The sequence below is a fragment of the Shimazuella sp. NTD250 genome, from assembly GCF_059510375.1.
The window spans coordinates 651,475-668,133 of the sequence record NZ_JCAJZS010000001.1 but is presented as its reverse complement, the minus strand read 5'-3'; the positions used below and the strand labels follow the sequence as shown (position 1 = coordinate 668,133).

The following is a 16,659-nucleotide window of genomic DNA, read 5'->3' as shown; positions in this document are numbered from 1 at the left end:
CTCACCTTTTATTTTCCATTCTATATGATAAGATATTTCCAGATAGAATTATTTACCATCTAGATATAATTTTTAAAAGAGTAAAAAAGTTGTTTTTTAATCGGCTCAACAATTAAACTAACAAGACTTCTAATAGAAAGGATGGGAGTTTTCTTTGTGGATTGAATGGTCTCATATTACAAAAAAGTATAATACAAATAACAATAGAAACAAAGCAGGAGAACAAAAAAGTACGATCGGTTTATTAGATTTTTCTGCGACAGTACGCGCAGGTGTTACAGTGATATTAGGACCAGAAGGCGCGGGAAAATCAACTCTACTAAGACTTACAGCAGCTACGGTTTTACCAGATGATGGGAGAATCACTTATGGTTCAAAAGAAGGAGATCGTTTTATTTGGTCACGAGGTAGTGTCGTAGCCAGTGATTCTACTAGTTTAAGTGATTGGCGGGATAAGATAGCCTATCTGCCATCCGTACCAGCACTTCGTTATGACGAAACAGTAGAAGAAACCTTGCTCTATTTTGCACAGGTTCGTCGGGTGGCCTCTCCGAAAAAGTATACAGCAGAGTGCATTGCCAAGTGGGGCTTAGCAGGCTGGAGAAAAACAAGTGTTACAAAATTAATTGGGCCTGTTCTTAAGCGTTATTACTTGGCTGAATGCTTCGTTAAATCCCCTACGATCTTATTGTTAGATGAACCGACAAAAGGCTTGGACCCAATAGGTAAACATATCTTATGGCAAGAAATCACCAATCAACCAAAAGATCGGATCATTTTGATCAGCACGAGCAATTTAGCATTCGCCGAGTGTGCAGATGATTTGATTTTATTGGAAAAGGGTTCATGTCGGAGATTGGGGAGAAAGAAATATCTCACTGCAAGTGTTAAAAAGGGAACAGTCGAAGATTGGTACAGAGCCATGCAAACGTTTTCTGACTTGAAAATACAAGAACAGTGAAAGTATTACATCATGAGAAATAAAAATGCAGTCGCCCCCCTCGGAAAGATGTTACATTATCCGAGAGGGGCATTTCATGCTGCCTTCAATCTATGTTTTCTTTTTGTCCGGCAGCATTTCGCTCAGGCGGCGAGAGTCAGACGTTTGAACTCTCCCTCGTTGATCTGAGCGAGGATGTTCTCGACCTCCTCGGGGTTCTCGATCTCCCTCCAGTTCTTGAGGAGGTAGTCGAGCTCCTGCTCGAAGGTGGCGGCGTAGTCGGTGACCACACCGTCGTACTTGGTGTGTTCGTCGTAGGTGTCCTTGACGAACCCTTCGAGGAGGACAAGCACCTCTTCGAAGGTGAACTGAAGGCGACGCCGGGAGTCCAGGCGGTGGTGCACCTGATAGAGAGACCCGTGCAGTACTTGCTCCAACACGTGGTTGCCGGAGGTGTCCTTCAGGTCGGCGATCAGATCGGACAGCGTATCCGGTGTGAGCTTCTTCGGGTTCTTTCCCTTCAGGAGTTCACGGACCTTCTGCTGGAAGTGGAAGAGGTCCCACTTCAAGAAGAGCAGCGCGGTTCCACGTCCCCCGGTCTTGCTGTCTTCCACTGCGACCATGTTGCCGTGGTCGGAGAGCTGGGCGCCTGTGTAGCACGTTTGGCCATTCAAACTGCGAGTGACCCTCCCCACCAAGATGTTGAGGGAGAGGTTGAGCCTCAAACTCCTCACGAATTACCCTTCTACCACCTAACACTATCATCCTACCTTGTGTAAGGTGTTGGTTAAGTGGATTTGGAATCATTATATCATATTCTGAATAATTGATAAATTATTTAAAATACAATGCATATACTTATAAATATATAGATGATGACAATAGTGATTAGAAAATTAATAGTGTGAAATTTTGGAATGTGGATGAGAGCTGTCCAATCTTGGGGGATAAACTTTGTAGAGGAGAGCGCCGAAGTTATCTAAGCAGATTTGTTCCTAGGTAATTGGTTTTATTGTTCTTGCATCAAATTTCCCCAAAAATTCGCGGCGGCCATATGGGAACATGGCCGCCGATTATTACTTCTGTTTTTTTGTTATTTTGTCTAGGTTTCTCAGCAGGTAGGTTGTACTCATGAAGCTGAGACTTGTATACAGATCTCGTTCTTCATCCGTAAGTTCCTCTTCTCTCAACACTTTTTCTACACAGGATAGCAAAAGTGTTTGCATTTCTTCATATTCTTGAATTACGGATGAAGGGTCTGAGGGAAACCGTCGTTTCAGAGAATCCAACTTGACAAGGGTATTCATCATGTGGAAGTCTACATCCTCAATGGCAACATCCTCTTTTCCCTTCAATCGGAGCCAGTAGCTTATTTTTGCTCCAAACACCATATAGCGAATGGGGAAGAAATGCATGCCGTACATCATAAACCGCACTCCAGCCTGGTAGAGCAGAAAGAGTGTGATAAGAGTGAACATGCCAACGATGTTTGTTCCATGCATGATGGTGAACAGCTGGGAGATAAGCAAGCTCTTCCAGATCAGACGAGCAACACCACAGGAGCTTTTTGTCTTATCTTGTGAGACCAGCAAAATGGCGCACCCTATTGCCTTGATTTCAAAGTGACCTGGAAGCAATTTTTCCAACCCGAGCAATGCTGGATAAGAAAGAGATAGAAAAACGCCATAGAGAAGCAAAGTGCGCTTCTCGAGCTTTCGTGTTCTTTCTTTTTCATGGTCGTATTGAAGCACGTCCAGCAATAGGGAGCAGAAAGAAAGGAGAAGGATTGCCATAGTGAGATCGTCAGTCCAACCCTTTCTGTCCAGTACATCGAATTGAAACGTAAGCAGTCGCCATGTTTCCCCAATAGAGTGATCGCTCCATACCAAAAAACAGAACAATCCCCCAATCAGCCACATAAAGTGGTACAAGTAGAGTACTCTGAATCGATACAGACGGTTATAAGCAGAGAACATCACCGTATCGTAGATGAAATGTGTCAGCAGGGCTGTGAAGAACCCGTGGGACACATACATCATGGAGTAGAACAGTCCGCCAATAAACTGTGGCAGAACCAAGAGAAGCTTGAGTCTTACAGGCAATTTGCGATCTTCTTCACTGAAAGTCCGCCAGTGAACGACAGCAAATACGATGATTCCAGCTAGAATCAGGAGATAGAAAGCAAGCTCGCTGTCTAGAGCTGGAATTTTTCGCAGTAGCCACAAAGGCAGCCGAAAAACGAGTTCTTCTCCAAACATATAACTCACACATACTGCAAAACGCCGTGTAGGTTGACCAGTTGCGTTCAAATCTTCGTCAGAATCCGACGGAACCAACTTAGACAAAAACGCAACAATAATGATAATCGTAAGCACCAAGACTACTACCGAAGCAGCAATGATTGGAGCTGTTGATGTTGTATCATAAGACCGCACCTCAGCTAGTTCGCCTGTTAGGAAATGGGTCATGATAGGGAAAAGAAGGCCGAATCCATTCGTTGTCCAAGCGAAAATCGCGATTAGTCCCCATGTCCCAATCAACGTGCTCCATGCTGGCTTTTGTTTTTTCTTTTTTGTCGTAGCCAGGGACATGATGGCATGGTGAATGGGAATGGGAGGTAGTCGAAGCATGGCACTCCTTTAGGGTAGATCTATTTTCCCTTATTATATCATTATTTATAAAAGACATAATAGTTGTGCAAAATACAAAAGGTTGTAAATGTATTTGATCGAAGGTGGGTTGTTTACTTCATAGCTATATAAAAGCAGCGTCCCCCTCGGATGAGTCTCATTCATCCGAGGGGGACTATGTTGCTGCTAGCAGCCCTTTTCTTTTTGTTTTTGGCTACGAGACAGCGAGGAGATGCTTCTGGTTCTTCTGAAGCCAGTTGAGGAGAGGAGTGATCTCCTCAACATCCTTGAACGTTCCGCTGTCGATGTTGGCGTAGAGCCGGGCGATTGCCTCATCGACAGTGGCGGTGTAGGTGGCGCCGGCCGTGAGTTCGTAGAACTTGGCCTTGTGTACACCGTCACAGAACGCCGCGATCTCCTCTTGAGTGAAGAGGAGGTAGTAGTCCTCATCACCTTCGAGGTACATCTTGTATTCCGGCTTGCCCTTCCTGGAATGGATCTTCACCAGTACGAGCGTGTGAGACCGGAACCCTTCGGTTGTTTCGGTCAGCTCCCTGTTCAGAACCTGCCCACAGATGTAGGACAGCTCGGACACGAGGATGGGAAGCTGGTTGCTGTCCTTGTCCTTGGAGTCGCGGATGATGACGAGGTCGGGTCCGATCTTGGCGACGTCGACGCAGGTGCTTCCGTCTAGGCTGCCCCTCTTCCACTTGAGGGAGAGGACACCAAGACTGAGAGGGAGCTTGACGTTTCTGATCATGAATGACCCTTCTACTACTTAGTATGATCCTCCCTACCCTATGTAGGAAGTGGACTAAGCAGGTTCATTGTCATTCTATCACAGTTTGATTATTCTGTTAATTGTTTTGTTGCAAACTACCTAGAAATTCGTGGCGACCATATTTGAATATGGCCGCCAATTTTTACTTTTGTTTTTTGTTTATGTTTCTCTGTGCAATTGTCGTACTGAAATAGGTGAGACTTCCATACAAGTCTCGTTCCTCAGGTGAGAGATCCTTCTCTTCCAAGATTTTCTCTACACAAGAAAGCAAAGGAGTTTGCATTTCTTGAAATTCTTGGATTACGGATGAAGGGTCAAAGGAGAATCGTTGATGAAGTACTTTTAACCTTGAGTAGGTATGAATCATGTGATCATTTAGGTCCTCAAGTGCAACATCTTTTCTGCCCTTCAAAAAGAGCCAATATTTGATCTTGTGGAGATATACCACATAGCGAACGGGGTAGTAGTACATGCAGTACATGATAAACCGCGTTCCCGCTTGGTAAATCAGAAAGAGAGCGATGAGACTAAACATCGCTACAATATTCAGAGCATGCATGAGAGTCATTAGCTGGGCGATCAGCAAGCTCTTCCAGATCAGACGAGCCACACCGCACGAGCTTTTTGTCTGATCTTGTGAAACCAGCAAGATGGCAACTCCCATTGCCTTGATTTCAAAGTTGCCTGGAAGGAATATTTCCATCCCAATCAATACTGGATAAGAAAGAAATAGAAAAGCGCCATAAAGGAGCAAGGAGCGCTTCTCCAGCTTTCGTGTTCTTTCTTTTTCGTGGTCATACTGAAGTACATCCAGCAACAGGGAGTAGAAAGAGAGAAGAAGGACAGCTGCAATGAAATTGTCGCTCCAATCTTCCCTTTCCACTATACCCGACTGGAACGTGAGTAGTTGCCATGTTTCCCAAATGGAGTGATCACTCCACACCAAGAAACAAAACAATCCCCCGCTCAGCCACATCAAGTGGTACCAGTAAAGTACTCTAAATCCCCACAACGTAAGTGATGTATTAGCACGATAGGCAGAGAACATCACTGTATCGTAGATGAAATGTGTTAGGAGGGTTGCGAAGAACCCGTGGGACACATAGATCATGGTCTGGAAAAGACCGCCTACGAACTGAGGGAGAACTAGCAGCAACTTGGTGATCAGAGGCAGCTGGAGACTTTTTTCATCAAAAGTCTTCCAGTGGATGACAGCAAATATGCCGTTTCCTACTAGAACGAGTAGATAGAAAGCGAGATCTCCATCTAGTTCTGGAATTTTTGTTAGGATACCCAAGAAGAAAAGCCGGAAAATGAGTTCCTCTCCAAACAAGTAACCCAAATTTTCACCCAATTGTCGTTTTCTAATACGGGTATTGTTTGGGTCCTCATCTGCATTGGAGGGATGCAATTTAGAAATTGCAAGAACAACAGCGATCACAGTAAGAACCATCATGACAACTGTTGTAGCGATAATCGTTGCTTCAGCGGCCATACGATAGGATCGAACGGTTGCCAGATCTCCTGTCAGGAAGTGAGTCGCGATATGCAGGAATGGCACAAATCCATCTGTTGCCCATCCGTAGCCTGCAAGAAGTACCCAAGTACCGATCATTGTCCTCCATGCTTGGCTCCGTGTTTTCTTTTCTGTGGCAGCCAATGACATGATGGCCAGATCGATGTGAACGGGAGGGAGTCGAAGCATTTTGTTCTCCTTGGATGAGGAAACCTACAACATGGGTGTTTTTGCACAACGCCTCGAAAAGGTGGAATAAGGAGTGATACAAAATGCTAACAGCATTTGTTATTTTATGTCTGATAGAGTCTACTTATTTATTTGAGTTTTCTTGGAAGAAAAAATATTCGGATCGTGGTGTTCGAAAGATCCTAAAAAAATATTCAGATCAGGTGGTATAGAACAACCTATTTCTCCACTCTTGCTAACATGGCTAAAAAAATAAGGGATTGACAATGCGCTTATTCAACCTTATTCAGGACATGCAAGTCGTCAATCCCTTGAAGTATATTCGAAGCTTGCTATTGCAGAGGCACAGGGTGAGTATGAACGTGTAATCTGAATTTCCCATTTATTGGACATATGGCGGCAAAATCGGACTTCGCTACCTCCGCCCCAATTATCACCTTTGAAAAAATGCTCTTCTCTCAAAGAACTTTTCCCAAAGAGAAGGACCTTTCCATTTAGAGTTAAACGAAATCTTCTTCTGTCATTTCCATATTGATGCCAATTGCCGCTTTGCTTCCGTCTGCTGCAGCATAAATCAACTGGGAAGGCATTACGTAAGCAGCATCCCCGGCAGCATACACACCTGGAACCGTGCTTTTGCCCCACTCATTCGTTACGATACCGCCAAACTCATTCATCTCATAACCGAGCGATCCCTGAAAAGACGCCTTTGGTTTCCATTCCGGTGTAACGAATCCTCCCGTTCTTTCGATTCGCGTGCCATCCGCAAATTCCACCTCCCGCAATTTCCCCTCATGCCCGATAAACATAGCTACTGCTTGTTCAACCACTTCGATGTTTCTGGATTTCAGCAGATGTTTTTGAGTGGTGTCCAGAACAACATGCCCATTCGTGCAAATCACAAGATCTTTACTCCAGGTATAGAGCAACTTGGCCATATGAAACACTCCAGAGTTCTCGGAAACAACAATTAGCGGCTGATCTCGAAGCTCCCAACCATCGCAGTAGGGACAATTAAACAAACTTGTTCCATAACATTCACGCAAACCAGGAATGTCCGGAAAAACCTCCCGAAGTCCTGTGGTGATCAGCAATTTGCGTGCTTCAATCAGTCTTCCGGTTGACGTCACGACGACGAACCTGTTGTCGGTTCGGTGAATCTCGGTTACTTCCCAAGGTAAAAGTTCTACGGAGGGATACCCCTGAACCTCCTCATATGCAATACGCCTGAATTCGGCTGGTGTCACACCGTCTCTTGTAATAAATCCATGGGAGGCATGTGTAACCGCATTTCGGGGCTGGCTGTTATCAAATAACGCAACACTGCGCCTGGCCCGCCCAAGTACCAGAGCCGCATTTAGTCCTGCTGGGCCTCCGCCGATAATGGCACAATCATAACTCAAAAGGATCTCCCCCTTAACATGTTACCCAATAAAAATGATGTTTTCATTAAGGTTTCCAATCTAACGCAACCATACATCCACTGCTCGCCGCTGTAATCGCTTGACGATATTTGTGATCTTGAACATAGCCGCAAGCAAAGACACCCGGAATATTCGTCTCAGAAGATCCTGGCTTTACAATAATGTAGCCATACTCATCGTATCAATTTGACCCTTATGAAAACCTGTATTCGGCGTATGGTCAATCGCTACAAAAATAGCGTCTGTTTCGATAATCTCTTCCTGACTGTTCTCATTATTTTTCACCATTAAGCGCGTAACTTGTCCCGACGATGTACTAAGCGAACTTCTGTTGCAAATTTAGTTAAGAAATGGGCTTCTTCCATAGCAGAGTCCCCGCCACCCATAACGATAATCTTCTTGCCACGGGAAAAAAGCCATCACAGGTCGCGCATGTACTTACGCCCCGTCCGATGTTTTCCTTCTCGTTCGTAATGCCGAACAGCCTTGCGGAAACCGGTAGAAATGATCACTGTTTCCGTTTCTAAAGTACCTGTACTTCGACTGACAGCGTGAAAGGTCGTTTCCTCAGATCTATACTGTCAACCTTCCTGTACGAAATTCAGCGCCAATGCGTTTCGCCTGCATGCGCATATTGTGCATCAGTTCAGACCCTGTTATTCCCTCTGGAAAGCCCGGAAAATTTTCGATTTCTGTTGTGGTGGTCAATTGGCCACCCGGTTCGGGACCTTCGATCACCTAAGGATTTAAGTTAGTGCAAAATAAATAGCAGCGGTTAGTCCCGCAGAACCTGTTCCAATGACGATTGTTGCCTCCTAGCGTTTTTCAAGCCCATTCACTTGCCGCACTATTTTTTTGGAGAAAGCAGATGCTATACTTGCTAAAGCGATACCTGTCGGCTTTTGTGTGTTGATTTATTTGGAGGAAACAAGCTGCTGCAGTGCACCTTTCGGCAATATGCCTAATTCTTTATATAGGGGCTTTCCATCTTTAAATATAATGGTTGCCGGTATGCTCATAATCTGAAATTGTGAAGAGGTTACCGGATTTTCGTCTACATTAACTTTAATTACTTTAATGGAATCGTTTGCTTCCTTTTCAAACTCCTCTAAAACGGGTGCAAACATTCTGCATGGACCACACCAAGGAGCCCAAAAATTCACTACTGTTATACCTTTGTTTTGCACCATCTCTTTAAAAGTAGAATCTTTCGCGTGTTGAATAGCCATCGTGATCATCCTTTCGAATTAAATATACTAGAGATATATTATATCTTTAATTACACATGAGATTTCAACTGTTCATCTGTTGAAGTTTAAGGCCCTGTTTTCATTTATTCCAATGTCTGGAACTATCGGCAGTGCTATATTGTTGTCCTTCCATCCTACTCACCTCCTTCACAGGCCACTTTCGATTTCCGCGGGGAATTTTGTCTATGCGCGACGGGGAACCTATAAGGAATTGCTTGGGACAGCATTGAGTTCCGCCGGCCTCCACCGATAATGGCAAAATCCCAATCGTCCAATAAAATCCTTCACATGTATCATGTTTATTAATCTATATTATAGTTATATAATATCTACAAATAGTCGAAAAAACCGATCGATTAATCCATTCCCTTGAATTGCCCGGCCAGTTCATGAATTTTTTTGTTTTTCAGATACTGCTCCATTTGGTGTTCTGCTTCGGTGACGACTTGTTGAATCAAGCATTCGCTGCCGTGATCAAGGCAGCACTCGAACAGCGAAGCGGTTCCTTCAATTGCGCGGATAACGTCCAGGAACGAGATGTCTTCCCAATTGCGTCGAAGTCGGTACCCTCCGTTCGCGCCGGACATAGACTGGATGAGTCCAGCCTTAACTAGCTTGGTCAGCATTTTAGACAGATATGTTTGGGAAACGCCTAGTTTCTCGGCCAGTTGTTGCACGCTTACCGGATTGTCCGGCGCTGTTGCCACCAAATAGAACATCGAGTGAAGTGCATAATCGGTTGCTTGCGAATATTTCATAGTGCTCCTCCATCAAAAAATAAAGACTTCACGAATCCATGATAACTTTATTTTGTATAAGATGCAAGTGTCTGTAATCAACTGTGTAAGGGCAATGTTTTGCATCGATTTGACGGAACTTTAAATACATGACAATTCCCTCTATGAAATACAAAACTAACGGATTTGCCTCGTAAATCAAACCATAACTTGAACTCTTACTTCGTCGAGATTAAAGTAATACTCCCCATTTATCCTACTTACGGAGGTTCTCTTTGACGGATTGGCATACCAATTACCCCATGGATACATTCCTTTATAAAATGGGTCCCCGTACATAGCCATCAAGCTATTGACAGAAAAAGCCCCCAAAACGAAAAAACACGCTATTCTTTCCCAGTGTGGTAGAAGATTTTTTTGCGAGGATTCATATTATAATTGTTATAGCCAGTAAAGCTGACCCCACCATCCCTGAAAGGGGACATCATGAGTGTGGAAAATACTCCAGAGGCTTCCGAATCTGGCGCCAACAAGATCCTTAAAGCCTTGCCGGAAGCTGCAAACCCGGGCAGCGATCAGGTTACCTGATCAACAATGCGACGGGTGAACTCATCTTCAAGCCGACCGCAACCAACTGACCCTTCGAGGGAAGGCATCAAACCACTAATGCCACGGCGAAACTGCCCATTTTTAAACATTACAACATCGATGAGTCTCTTCTTCTAGTAGTGATGGACAAAAAAAAGAGACTCGTCTCCATACCATCAATTCTCGTCATTCTCCTAAGTACTTTGGCCTTGGGAAAGGGATTGTTTCCTACAATATGGTAGCCAATCACGTTCCCGTGAATGCTCGAATTATTGGTGCAAATGAGCATGAAAGTCATTATGTTTTCGATATCCTATACAACAACACCATGGATATCCAGCCAGATATACATTCTACGGACACACATGGAACCAATGAAGTGAATTTTGCTATTCTCCACTTTTTTGGTTATCAGTTTGCACCACGTTACAAGGATTTTCATGATAAAGTTGGTTCCTCCTTGTACGGATTTAAGCATCCTAGCCAATATGGGGATATGTTGATTAAGCCTGTTCGAAAGATTAATATAAAGCTCATTATCGAAGAATGGGAAAATATTCAGCGTATTATGCTATCCCTTGCAGTGAAATCCACCACACAGAGCATTATTATTGGGAAGCTGAGTTCTTATGCACGAAAAAACAAAACCAAAAGTGGTTTGTGGGAGTATGATAACATCATCAAAAGTCTTTATTTCTTGAATTATATTGATTCTCCTCCCTTACGTCGCAATGTGTACAAGGCATTGAATCGAGGAGAAAGTTATCATAAATTACACAAAGCGGTATCCTATGCGAACTTTGGGAAGTTACGTTTTAAAAACGAAAATGATCAACAAATATGGGGAGAGTGTAGTAGCTTACTCGCCAATTGTATTATTTATTATAATGCCAGCATCCTATCAAACATGCTTACCTATAGAGAGAGTCATGGTCAAGATTCGGATGTGTTGAAACAAATTTCTCCCGTTGCATGGCAGCATGTGAACCTTTACGGGCGATATGAGTTTAACAAACAACAGGATTTTGTTGACATGGATGCAATCATTCACGATTTGAACCAATCAAAGGCCATATCGGAAATAGAGTAATCATAGCAAAATCCCCTCTGAATTTCTAAATATTAGGAGGGGGATTTCTTATTCCACCTTTTCGAGGCGTTGTGCAAAAACACCCTATGTCTATATCTATTCTTTTTTGTTTTTAGATATGTAGGTGCTTTACAGTTGTGAACAAAAAACCCGAATAACGGGTTTTTAAAATTCCCATCATTCGGATTATAGTGATGACAGCCTCTATGGGGCTGTTTTATTCATAAAAGTGATATTACCATTCGAGATTTTAGTGTTTGCAATCAGGATCATTACAATAGCGCACATCAATCACCTCTTATCAAAAGAAAATGATTTTCTTTTATTATATCAAACAAAAGATATGGAATACATAAATATCAAAATTTTTTTAACATCATTTTTTGGGGGAGAAACTATCATTTTTTCATTATAAATCGTAATAACTACGTATATATTATTTCTCTGACCATATGAATTTGGATATTAATTACTCCCCTTAAAGATAAAATTTGCAGGTGAAATAACAAATGAAGTTCTATTTAATTACAGAGCCTTATTTAGATGTAAATCGTAAATATTACGATTTACATCTAAATAAGGCTCTGGTATAATTACCTTTGAATATAGAATAGTAATCTTTTCTAGGGGGCTGGAAAGTGAAAAGAAAGAATCTGAAAAACGGAAAGTCTGGTGGGCTAACCATCAATTATCGAAAATTTTTCACTAGTGGGATTGCTATTGGAATGTTGGTGTTAGGAATCAGTGGTTGTAGTATTGGAGCGCAAGGAAATGTTTCAAATCCAAATGTGATCCAAGTAGTTGCTGCGGAAAATGAGTATGGTGACGTAGCGAAACAGATTGGTGGAAAGTATGTTTCTGTATTGAGTATTATGAGTAATCCTAGTACTGACCCCCATACCTATGAAGCAAATACCAAAGATGCTAGTGTCATCAGTAGTGCAACATTAGTAATCAAAAACGGACTTGGTTACGATGATTTTATGGATAAACTGGAATCTGCTACGCCGAACGATAAACGAAAGGTTATCGACGTAGCAACGTCTTTGGGATATGGGAAAAACACTATGAATCCACACTTATGGTACAAACCAGATACCATGTCACGTGTAGCAAAGTTGGTTGCAGACAATCTATCCAAACAAAAACCAGCAGAGGCAAAGTACTTTCAAGCGAATTTACAAAGGTTCAATAGCTCCCTTCAAGCTTGGAATCAGTCCCTTGCTAATCTAAAAAAATCTTCTCCGAACGCTCCAGTGGCGGTAACAGAACCCGTAGGTAATTACCTGTTAGATGAAGCTGGGTTAGTTGTAAAAACGCCATGGGCTTATCAAGCTGCGGGAATGAATGGTGTTGATCCATCACCACAAGTAGTTCAAAAGCAAAATGATTTACTGAAGAATCATCAAGTGAAAGTACTAATCTATAATCAACAAGCAGTGGACAATGTAACGAAGGCACTCTTAAAACTAGCAAAAGATAACCATATTCCTGTGGTCGGAGTGTATGAAACCATGCCATCTAATCACACCTATCAAACATGGATGGAAGCGGAAACGAGAGCTTTGCAGAATGCGATACAAAACGGTACATCAACGGAGACGATTTCCTAATGAGTAAGGAGACCGTATTAGAGCTAAATCATATTGGTGTTCGATTTGGCAATCGTAAAGTTTTAGACGACATCCATGTTCAAATAAAAGCTGGGGAATTTATTGGTTTAATTGGCCCAAACGGAGCTGGGAAAACAACTCTCCTACGCATCATCCTTGGACTTCTTCCCCCTTCTGAAGGTAACGTCCAAGTTGTCGGAAAACCAGTACGTCACGGGAATCGTGCAATCGGTTATGTACCTCAAAAAATTCATCTTGATCCAAACACTCCCTTACGGGGCAGAGACCTTGTCGGTCTAGGATTCGACGGACATCGCTGGGGAATTCCACTCCCTAGTCGTAAACGTAATCAACGAATCGAAGAAGTACTTGCAGCTGTAGATGCACTCTCCTTTGCAGATACTCCAGTTGGACGACTTTCTGGTGGAGAGCAGCAACGTTTACTAATCGCTCAATCGCTTTTAACCGAACCGAAAATGCTGTTGCTCGATGAGCCTCTCTCCAATCTGGATATTCGTAGTGCAAATGAAGTAGTTCGATTGGTATCGCGCATTGGGAAAGAAAAGGGAATTGCTGTGCTGATGGTCGCACATGATATGAATCCATTGCTTTCGAGCATGGACAAGGTGTTGTATCTAGCAAAAGGACATGCCGTGATGGGAAAAGTAGAGGATGTTATCCAGAGTGACGTGTTAAGTGGACTTTATGGATACGATGTGGAAGTATTACGTGTCCGTGGACGTATCCTTGTGGTTGGAGGACAAGGAACTGATTTGGATGTTGTGGACTTGGTAGAAGGATCACACTGTAACGGTGAGGAAGTGATGATCCAGTGAGGGGATTCCTTCCTATCATCTTTGCTCCCGGATTTTTTGAAAACAGCCAAGTAATGAATGCTTTATGGGTTGGGACTTTTGTTGCCGCTGTATCAGGGATGATTGGTGTATTTGTTGTTATTCGAGGTCAGTCATTTATCGGTCACACTTTAACTGACATGGGAGCAACTGGTGCATCAGGTGCAATCTTGATTGGTCTTAACATCTGGTATGGTTTTATTTCATTTGGATTGCTAGCAGGTGCTGGTGTTGAATTATTAGGAGAACGGGCCAACCGTAGTCGTGATGTTGCTACCGGGATTATCCTTTCGTTTGTGATGGGTCTCGGTGCTCTCTTTCTCTATTTTGCTACGATTAGTTCTAATAATGCTACTGTATCCATGCTCGTATTATTTGGGTCTATTTTTGCCATGGACCAGACGATGACTCCCATTGTTATAGGGATTGCTCTAGCAACAATTGTTTTATTAGGAGTTATCTATCGTCCCTTGGTTCTGTGTTCGATAAACCCAGAAATTGCTCGTACTCGCGGTGTTCCAGTACGCTTGGTTGGATTGGTTTTTATAATGCTGTTGGCAGTTGCTGTGGAAGATGGTGCATTGGTACTTGGAGCCCTTCTTAGCACTGCATTACTGATTGGTCCTGCTGCTACTGCTGTTCGGTTAACTTCTAAAATCGGATTGGCATTGGTTTTGGCTGCTTGTATTGGAATTATCGCGACTTGGTTAGGAATTATTTTGGCCTACAACAGTTACGAATGGCCTCCTTCGGGTCGTGGATGGCCAGTAAGTTTCTTCACCTCGGTTCTCATCCTGATTTTTTACCTAGCATCCCGGTTTTGGCCTCAGCAAAACCTTACTCGGGTGGTGACCAAAAGGTGAACTTTATGTTTAATATCTTTCAGCTAGGTATGTTTTCTCAAAGTTTTATGGTGAATGCATTCCTCAGTGGTACCATTGTTGCCATCCTTGCTGCTTCAGTTGGTTTTTTCGTGATTTTGAGAGGTTCAACTTTTGTAGCACATGCTTTGCCGAAAATTGGATTTGCTGGCGCTTCAGGTGCAGTTATGCTTGGAGTCAATCCACTTTTCGGATTAGTAATATTTGCCATGGGTGGGGCACTTAGCATTGGATGGCTTAGCCAACGCGGTCGCCATGATGTGGTCACTGCTCTAACCTTAGTTGTAGCTCTTGGAACTGGATCTCTGTTTTTGGTTCTTACCGATAACTATGCAACTGGAGCCTATGCGCTATTATTTGGTCAACTGGTTGGGGTAAGTAGCTCGGAAATACTTCAAATAGCTATCCTTGGAGTTATTTGTATCGGTATTTTGAGTTTTTTTTATCGTCCACTGCTGTATGCGTCTATCCTCCAAGAAGGAGCAAAAGCCCGCGGAATTCGTGTGAGATTTTTGGAAATAGTGTTTTTAGTAGTCGTTGGAATTACCACAGCTGTTACCGTTCCAATGGTTGGTGCACTATTATCCTTTAGTCTAATGATTGGTCCTGCTGCAACAACACAGTATATAACACATCATCCACTTCGTAGTCTTGGACTATCTATAATGATCTCTATTTTTACTGTATGGCTAGCACTTTCCCTTGCATATGATACAGGCTGGCCTACTGGGTTCTTTGTAGCGACTATTTCAGCTATGCTTTATTGTATTACTCGAATTACTGCAAAGCTTAAACATAAAAATTCTTGATTTCATCCACACACTGTTCGAAGGATTGTGCAATTTTTTATGAATGCATAAGCTTAAGCTGTGTTATATTCGAATATAGTATATTGAAAAAGAATCTACCTCTAGGTGTTGGTTGTTCACAACTTAACCTCTAACAAGGTAGATTCTTTTTTTTGAGAATAATAGGAAAGAGATGATAAAATCACCTCTATTTTTTTGATTCTTACATATACTGATTAGTAGTCTTTGATAATCGATAAGCAAGAAGGGGAGATTGTAATGCTTCGTTTATTCCGTAGTATGTATATAGAGTTTACAGGACTAATAGTGTTACTGGCTGTTATTCTGTTTACAGTAAATGGGGTTACTTGGCTCAGCTCTATTTTTGATATCACAAAAGGATTACAGTTTCTTCAGGGAGAGAATGTACGGAATTTTTCCACGATCTTTTTTAGTATTTTTGTAGAAGGCTTACCATTTATCTTGCTAGGCATTCTTGTTTCTAGTTTTATTCATGTGTATGTAAAGGAAGAGATGGTGTGGCGTATCTTGCCACGAAATCCGTTTCTTTGTATCCCAATGGTCGCATGCTTGGGTCTGGTTTTACCCATCTGTGAATGTGGAATCGTACCAGTTGCCAAACGTCTCATCCAAAAAGGGTTTCCAGCCTATGTTGCGTTTACGTTTCTGCTAGCGACACCTGTGATCAACCCAGTTACCATTTTTTCTACCTACTTAGCTTTTGGGGACAATTGGCAAATGGTTTATATACGTGTTTTATTTGCTGCAGGTATTGCCATACTGATGGGTATTCTCTTCTTCTTTTTCTATGGTAAGAAATCGGCAGATGCCATTTTAAAAACAGGGTTAAGCCAATCCAATACGGATTGCTGTGATCATGATCATGACCATGGACATCAAGAGCATCACCACCACGAACATACACATGAACATAAACATAAACACCATGAGCAAGATAACAATGTAGTCCATGCGCTTTATCATGGCGTATTTGAGTTTATTGGGACAGGGAAATATTTTGTCCTGGGTGCGATGATTGCTGCTCTTTTTCAAACTTTTATTGGTGTATCGGGTATTTCACACCTTAGCACGGCAGACTGGATAACGATGCTTTTGGTGATGAGTATTGCCTTTGGTATTTCTGTTTGTTCATCGGCAGATGCTTTTATTGCTGCTTCCTTTCGAAATATCTTACCTACTTCATCCATTGTGGCCTTTCTTGTATTTGGTCCAATGGTAGATTTGAAAAATATCAGTATGATGGTAGGCAGTTTTCGTCCTCGTGTCGTAGCATTCTTTTTCTTCGGTACAACACTTATTACTTTTAGTTCTATTCTAGCGACTATGTAAGGGGGCT

The 16,659-nt window shown here is 42.5% G+C and carries 14 protein-coding genes and 2 pseudogenes; 8 read left to right on the top strand and 8 right to left on the bottom strand.

Features of this window, described 5'->3' with window-relative positions; translation table 11 throughout:
* Positions 1–154 precede the first annotated feature (154 nt).
* Positions 155–961 (top strand): ATP-binding cassette domain-containing protein, encoded by an 807-nt coding sequence (locus AC5WOF_RS03595; protein WP_496048566.1) that lies wholly within the window; start codon positions 155–157, stop codon positions 959–961.
* A 122-nt stretch (positions 962–1,083) separates the two neighbouring features.
* Here AC5WOF_RS03595 and AC5WOF_RS03590 read toward each other — a convergent pair whose 3' ends face one another.
* The 4 genes from AC5WOF_RS03590 to AC5WOF_RS03575 all read right to left on the bottom strand — a co-directional run bounded on the left by AC5WOF_RS03590 (position 1,084) and on the right by AC5WOF_RS03575 (position 6,056).
* Complete coding sequence (locus tag AC5WOF_RS03590; RefSeq protein ID WP_496048565.1) at positions 1,084–1,614, bottom strand: hypothetical protein; 531 nt, start codon at positions 1,612–1,614, stop codon at positions 1,084–1,086.
* A 402-nt stretch (positions 1,615–2,016) separates the two neighbouring features.
* Positions 2,017–3,570 carry a hypothetical protein gene (locus AC5WOF_RS03585; protein WP_496048564.1) on the bottom strand — a complete coding sequence of 518 codons (1,554 nt, stop codon included), beginning with the start codon at positions 3,568–3,570 and terminating at the stop codon, positions 2,017–2,019.
* Between the two features lie 214 nt (positions 3,571–3,784).
* Positions 3,785–4,330 carry a hypothetical protein gene (locus tag AC5WOF_RS03580; RefSeq protein ID WP_496048563.1) on the bottom strand — a complete coding sequence of 182 codons (546 nt, stop codon included), beginning with the start codon at positions 4,328–4,330 and terminating at the stop codon, positions 3,785–3,787.
* Positions 4,331–4,493: 163 nt separating this feature from the next.
* A complete protein-coding gene (locus tag AC5WOF_RS03575; protein WP_496048562.1) occupies positions 4,494–6,056 on the bottom strand; it encodes a hypothetical protein in 1,563 nt (520 codons plus the stop codon).
* A gap of 83 nt (positions 6,057–6,139) precedes the next feature.
* Between AC5WOF_RS03575 and AC5WOF_RS03570 the strand changes: the two genes are divergently transcribed.
* Positions 6,140–6,268, top strand: a complete 129-nt coding sequence (locus AC5WOF_RS03570; RefSeq protein ID WP_496048561.1) for a hypothetical protein — start codon at positions 6,140–6,142, stop codon at positions 6,266–6,268.
* Between the two features lie 288 nt (positions 6,269–6,556).
* Here AC5WOF_RS03570 and AC5WOF_RS03565 read toward each other — a convergent pair whose 3' ends face one another.
* The 4 genes and pseudogenes from AC5WOF_RS03565 to AC5WOF_RS03550 all read right to left on the bottom strand — a co-directional run bounded on the left by AC5WOF_RS03565 (position 6,557) and on the right by AC5WOF_RS03550 (position 9,488).
* Positions 6,557–7,459 carry an NAD(P)/FAD-dependent oxidoreductase gene (locus AC5WOF_RS03565; RefSeq protein WP_496048560.1) on the bottom strand — a complete coding sequence of 301 codons (903 nt, stop codon included), beginning with the start codon at positions 7,457–7,459 and terminating at the stop codon, positions 6,557–6,559.
* Between the two features lie 46 nt (positions 7,460–7,505).
* Positions 7,506–8,286 (bottom strand): annotated as a pseudogene (locus AC5WOF_RS03560) (NAD(P)/FAD-dependent oxidoreductase).
* Between the two features lie 108 nt (positions 8,287–8,394).
* The gene (gene trxA, locus AC5WOF_RS03555; protein ID WP_496048559.1) at positions 8,395–8,709 is read right to left on the bottom strand and encodes a thioredoxin; all 315 of its coding nucleotides are present in this window, start codon (positions 8,707–8,709) and stop codon (positions 8,395–8,397) included.
* A 377-nt stretch (positions 8,710–9,086) separates the two neighbouring features.
* Positions 9,087–9,488 (bottom strand): RrF2 family transcriptional regulator, encoded by a 402-nt coding sequence (locus tag AC5WOF_RS03550; protein ID WP_496048558.1) that lies wholly within the window; start codon positions 9,486–9,488, stop codon positions 9,087–9,089.
* 641 nt (positions 9,489–10,129) lie between these two features.
* Here AC5WOF_RS03550 and AC5WOF_RS03545 point away from each other — a divergent pair.
* The 6 genes and pseudogenes from AC5WOF_RS03545 to AC5WOF_RS03520 all read left to right on the top strand — a co-directional run.
* Positions 10,130–11,145: pseudogene (locus AC5WOF_RS03545) on the top strand (Tn3 family transposase); the annotation flags it as partial.
* A gap of 638 nt (positions 11,146–11,783) precedes the next feature.
* A complete protein-coding gene (locus AC5WOF_RS03540; protein ID WP_496048557.1) occupies positions 11,784–12,758 on the top strand; it encodes a metal ABC transporter solute-binding protein, Zn/Mn family in 975 nt (324 codons plus the stop codon).
* Entirely contained in the window at positions 12,758–13,594 is an 837-nt protein-coding gene (locus AC5WOF_RS03535) for a metal ABC transporter ATP-binding protein (protein ID WP_496048556.1), read from the top strand. Before AC5WOF_RS03540 ends, AC5WOF_RS03535 begins: the two co-directional genes overlap by 1 nt.
* Positions 13,591–14,475, top strand: a complete 885-nt coding sequence (locus tag AC5WOF_RS03530; RefSeq protein WP_496048555.1) for a metal ABC transporter permease — start codon at positions 13,591–13,593, stop codon at positions 14,473–14,475. The genes AC5WOF_RS03535 and AC5WOF_RS03530 overlap by 4 nt, the downstream gene beginning before the upstream one ends.
* Before the next feature lie 5 nt (positions 14,476–14,480).
* The gene (locus tag AC5WOF_RS03525) at positions 14,481–15,302 is read left to right on the top strand and encodes a metal ABC transporter permease (RefSeq protein ID WP_496048554.1); all 822 of its coding nucleotides are present in this window, start codon (positions 14,481–14,483) and stop codon (positions 15,300–15,302) included.
* 258 nt (positions 15,303–15,560) lie between these two features.
* Positions 15,561–16,652 carry a permease gene (locus AC5WOF_RS03520; RefSeq protein WP_496048553.1) on the top strand — a complete coding sequence of 364 codons (1,092 nt, stop codon included), beginning with the start codon at positions 15,561–15,563 and terminating at the stop codon, positions 16,650–16,652.
* Positions 16,653–16,659 lie beyond the last annotated feature (7 nt).